The sequence below is a fragment of the Pseudomonas sp. R62 genome, assembly GCF_000257605.1.
Taxonomy (GTDB): domain Bacteria; phylum Pseudomonadota; class Gammaproteobacteria; order Pseudomonadales; family Pseudomonadaceae; genus Aquipseudomonas; species Aquipseudomonas atacamensis.
Genome location: NZ_JH635998.1, coordinates 1,466,727 through 1,470,741 on the forward strand (window position 1 = coordinate 1,466,727; position 4,015 = coordinate 1,470,741).

4 protein-coding genes are annotated in these 4,015 nt (G+C 62.1%); 3 read left to right on the plus strand and 1 reads right to left on the minus strand.

All coding sequences use genetic code 11. The features are described 5' to 3' along the window. From OQK_RS07880 to ureC, 3 genes are all read left to right on the plus strand, one after another. Positions 1–476, plus strand: a 476-nt coding sequence (locus tag OQK_RS07880) for a GNAT family N-acetyltransferase (protein WP_016771892.1), incomplete at its 5' end; no start/stop codon positions are given. Further along, positions 473–781, plus strand: a complete 309-nt coding sequence (locus OQK_RS07885) for an urease subunit beta (RefSeq protein WP_016771893.1) — start codon at positions 473–475, stop codon at positions 779–781. The genes OQK_RS07880 and OQK_RS07885, both read left to right, overlap by 4 nt. 131 nt (positions 782–912) lie before the next feature. Continuing rightward, complete coding sequence (ureC, locus tag OQK_RS07890; protein ID WP_016771894.1) at positions 913–2,613, plus strand: urease subunit alpha; 1,701 nt, start codon at positions 913–915, stop codon at positions 2,611–2,613. A 60-nt stretch (positions 2,614–2,673) separates the two neighbouring features. Here ureC and OQK_RS07895 read toward each other — a convergent pair. After that, the coding region (locus tag OQK_RS07895; RefSeq protein ID WP_016771895.1) for a hypothetical protein at positions 2,674–4,015 on the minus strand (1,342 nt) is incomplete at its 5' end.

The following is a 4,015-nucleotide window of genomic DNA, read 5'->3' on the forward strand; positions in this document are numbered from 1 at the left end:
TGGTCGATCTGCTGCTCGACGCCGTCGGTTACGGCGCCAGCGTCGGCTTCATGGCCGACCTCGATGCCGCGCAGGCGCGCGCGTATTTCGATGAGGTGCAGGACAACATCAACAAGGGCAGCACGCTGCTCTGGGTGGTGGTGAAGGACGAGCAGGTGCTGGCCAGCGTGCAACTGGGCCTGTGCCAGAAGGCCAATGGTCTGAACCGCGCCGAAGTGCAGAAACTGCTGGTGCGCGAACACGCGCGGCGCCGTGGCCTCGGCCAGCAACTGATGCAGGCGCTGGAACTCGAAGCGCCCAAGCACAAGCGCGGCATGCTCTATCTCGACACCGAGGCCGGCTCGCCGGCAGAAGATTTCTACAAGGCGCTGGGCTACGTGCGCGCCGGCGAAATTCCCGATTACGCCTGCGACCCCAACGGCACCTATCGCCCGACCGCTCTCTATTACAAAGTCCTGCAAGGAGCCCAGCGATGATTCCTGGCCAATACCAGATTCAGCCCGGCGACATCGAACTCAACGTCGGCCGCCGCACCGTGAGCCTGAAAGTCGCCAACAGTGGTGACCGGCCGATCCAGGTCGGTTCGCACTTTCACTTTTTCGAAACCAACGACGCGCTGACCTTCGACCGTGCCGCCAGTCGCGGCATGCGCCTGAACATCCCCGCCGGCACCGCCGTGCGCTTCGAGCCGGGGCAAAGCCGTGAAGTCGAGCTGGTCGATTACGCCGGACATCGCCGGGTGTTCGGCTTTGCCGGCCGCATCATGGGTGACCTCGACTGACGGATCGTTCCCACGCTCCGCGTGGGAATGCATCCCGTGACGCTCCGCGTCACAAAAGGCGGACGCAGAGCGTCCATGGCGGCATTCCCACGCAGAGCGTGGGAACGATCATTGAATCCCAAGGCAAGCACATGAAGATTTCTAGAAGCGCCTACGCCGACATGTTCGGCCCCACCGTCGGCGACAAGGTGCGCCTGGCCGATACCGAGCTGTGGATCGAAGTCGAAAAGGACTTCACCACCTACGGCGAGGAAGTGAAGTTCGGTGGCGGCAAAGTCATCCGCGACGGCCAGGGCCAGAGCCAGTTGCTCGCCGCCGAAGTGGTCGACACGCTGATCACCAACGCGCTGATCATCGACCACTGGGGCATCGTCAAGGCCGACGTCGGCCTCAAGGACGGGCGCATCGCCGCGATCGGCAAGGCCGGCAACCCTGACGTGCAGCCCAACGTGACCATCGCCATCGGCGCCGGCACCGAAGTGATTGCCGGTGAAGGCATGATCCTCACCGCTGGCGGCATCGACACGCATATCCACTTCATCTGCCCGCAGCAGATCGAAGAAGCGTTGATGAGCGGCGTCACCACCATGATCGGCGGCGGCACCGGTCCCGCTACCGGCACCAACGCCACCACCTGCACCTCCGGCCCGTGGCATCTGGCGCGCATGCTCCAGGCCGCCGATGCCTTCCCGATGAACATCGGCCTCACCGGCAAAGGCAACGCCAGCCTGCCGGAGCCGTTGATCGAACAGGTCAAGGCCGGCGCCATCGGCCTCAAGCTGCACGAAGACTGGGGCACCACTCCGGCGAGCATCGACAACTGCCTCAACGTCGCCGATCAGTACGACGTGCAGGTGGCGATCCACACCGACACCCTCAACGAATCCGGTTTCGTCGAAACCACCCTCGGCGCGTTCAAGGGCCGCACCATCCACACCTATCACACCGAAGGTGCCGGTGGCGGCCACGCGCCGGACATCATCAAGGCCTGCGGTTTCCCCAACGTGCTGCCGAGCTCGACCAACCCGACCCGGCCGTTCACCCGCAACACCATCGACGAACACCTCGACATGCTGATGGTCTGCCACCACCTCGACCCGAGCATCGCCGAAGACGTCGCCTTCGCCGAAAGCCGTATCCGCCGCGAAACCATTGCCGCCGAAGACATCCTCCACGACCTCGGCGCGTTCTCGATGATCAGCTCCGACAGTCAGGCCATGGGCCGCGTCGGTGAAGTCATCACGCGCACTTGGCAGACCGCCGACAAGATGAAAAAACAGCGCGGCCCACTGCCCCAGGACGGTGAGGGCAACGACAACTTCCGCGCCAAGCGTTACATCGCCAAGTACACGATCAACCCGGCGATTACCCACGGCATCAGCCATGAAGTCGGCTCGATCGAAGTCGGCAAGTGGGCCGATCTGGTGCTGTGGCGCCCGGCGTTCTTTGGTGTGAAGCCGACGCTGATTCTCAAGGGTGGCGCGATTGCCGCGAGCCTGATGGGCGATGCCAACGCCTCGATTCCAACACCGCAACCGGTGCATTACCGCCCGATGTTCGCCAGCTACGGTGGCTCGCTGCACGCCACCAGCCTGACCTTTATCAGCCAGGCGGCGCAGGCGGCCGGGTTGCCGGAGGCTCTGGGGTTGAAGAAGCAGATCGCTGTGGTGAAGGGCTGCCGCGACGTGCAGAAAACCGACCTCATCCACAACGACTATCTGCCGAACATCGATGTCGATCCGCAGACCTATCAGGTCAAGGCTGACGGTGTGTTGCTGTGGTGCGAGCCGGCGGAAACGTTGCCGATGGCTCAGCGTTATTTTCTGTTTTGATAAGGGGGCGCGCTGAATACGGACTCGCTCGTTCGTATTCAGCAGCTATCGCTCAGGCGGTCACGGAAACAACTTCGCGATGTCCGCGTCGCTGTAGTTGTAATTGATGCGTAACTCGGTTCCTGCCGGAATATCTTCGGTAGCGAAGATGGCGTTGAGAATGAAGTCGCGGGTGACCAATTCCTTGCCTATCAACTGTTGCGCTTCAACATCGAATGGCACGAATTCGACGTTATAACCATCCGTGGCCTGGCGAACCGGCTTGCCCGTTGCGTTGTACCAGAAATGCGTATTGATCCTGGAGATGATCGTGTCACCGACCATCGCCAGCTGGACGGGGATCAGATATCCAGGTCCTGGCTGGTAACGCACGCCGACCTTCATGGTGTATGACTGCTGGGGGAGCGGCACAAGACGTCCTGGCATGATGGCGCCAGCATAGACGCCGACCACCTCGCCTCGGCTGATGCGCCGGTTGGCAACCACCATGGACTGGCCGACCAGGGCCCGCTCACCGGGCGCACGCATGTCGGCCTCGGTGAACAGTCGCCATTGCAGCTTTTCTTCATACAGCCGCGCGACATGCTCGTAGGCGCCAAACTTGATGTACGGTTTGATCTGCTCGGAGGTGTATCGGCCGCCGTCTTCGAAACGCACGAGGGTCTGGAGCTTCTTTATGCGGATAGGCGTGCCGGCGATGTCCCGGAATGGATATTTGCCGTTATTGGCTCGGTCGTAGACCCCGGGCCGATTGCTGAGAAACGAAAAGCGCGTTTCGCTGCGCATTGCACTCAACTCGTCAGCAGTGAAAGGTTTGACGGGCATCGACTCGGACGCCAGATAGAAATGTTCATCTGCCGCATCGACATCGTCGGGCAGCTCTTCAAGGGCTGACTCATAGTCTTCATCACTCTGCCGCGCCGCCCTGCGGCTTTTACCCGGTACAACGGCGGCGTCCGGCGATGCGCTGAAATCCTCCAGCGAGTACCAGTGCTTGTTCAACGGATCGTAGGCAAGCACAGGACCGGACGGCTGCAGCTCGCTGGACAACCGGGCCCGATGCAGACCGGTCTCGGCATCGACGCCGATCAGCACCGTACCACCGCCCTGCAAGTCCGCGTATTGGCGACCCTTGAATAGGCGAAACCCGTCAACGTCCGCTTGCGGTAGAGGGGCTGTCGAGGCAATCAGGTAACGCTCCAGCGCGGAGGCTGCAACCGTTGGGACGGAACCCGACGTAGACTGCGTCGGATGGACTTGCACGCTGTGCGGCGCAATTGCAGTTTCCATTTGCTGCTTGCTGCTGCCAGGTTCGCTGGTGTCGGGCGGGGTCTTGCGAATGAACGGACCGGGGGTCAGGTGCGGCGACTCGATACCGTGCGTGGCGGAATCCCGGGATGTG

Coding starts and splice junctions, on each gene's coding strand:
- OQK_RS07885 (WP_016771893.1), top strand. CDS start 473: ATGATTCCTGGCCAATACCAGATTCAGCCCGGCGACATCGAACTCAAC.
- ureC (WP_016771894.1), top strand. CDS start 913: ATGAAGATTTCTAGAAGCGCCTACGCCGACATGTTCGGCCCCACCGTC.